Here is a 305-nt window from a genome sequence, read left to right as displayed (position 1 = left end):
TATGCAGTCTTCTCTACTGCTAACTCCTACTGCTTACTGCAAACTGGGTTACCCAACTTCTAAAATTTCCTTTTCTACATACACCGCAGCTTTAGCGTAGGTGTACAGTATTTCTCAATGAACTTTGTCCCAGGTTCAAACTTTGAACTTTAAACCTTAAACTTTGAACGCAAGCTTCGCTTGCTTCCGTAGTCTCAGGCAGACTCGAACTGCCGACCTCTACATTATCAGTGTAGCGCTCTAACCAGCTGAGCTATGAGACTGTTTCTTTTAAGAGACTAGACTTATAGATCCTAGAGTCTAGA

Annotated in this window: 1 tRNA gene; it reads right to left on the bottom strand. The window is 42.0% G+C overall.

The features are described 5' to 3' along the window. Positions 1-189 precede the first annotated feature (189 nt). Positions 190-263: transfer RNA gene (locus tag HC175_RS22620), tRNA-Ile, on the bottom strand. Between the last annotated feature and the right edge of the window lie 42 nt (positions 264-305).

The sequence above is a fragment of the Salinimicrobium oceani genome (assembly GCF_012037645.1).
This window is presented reverse-complemented; position numbering and strand designations above follow the sequence as displayed.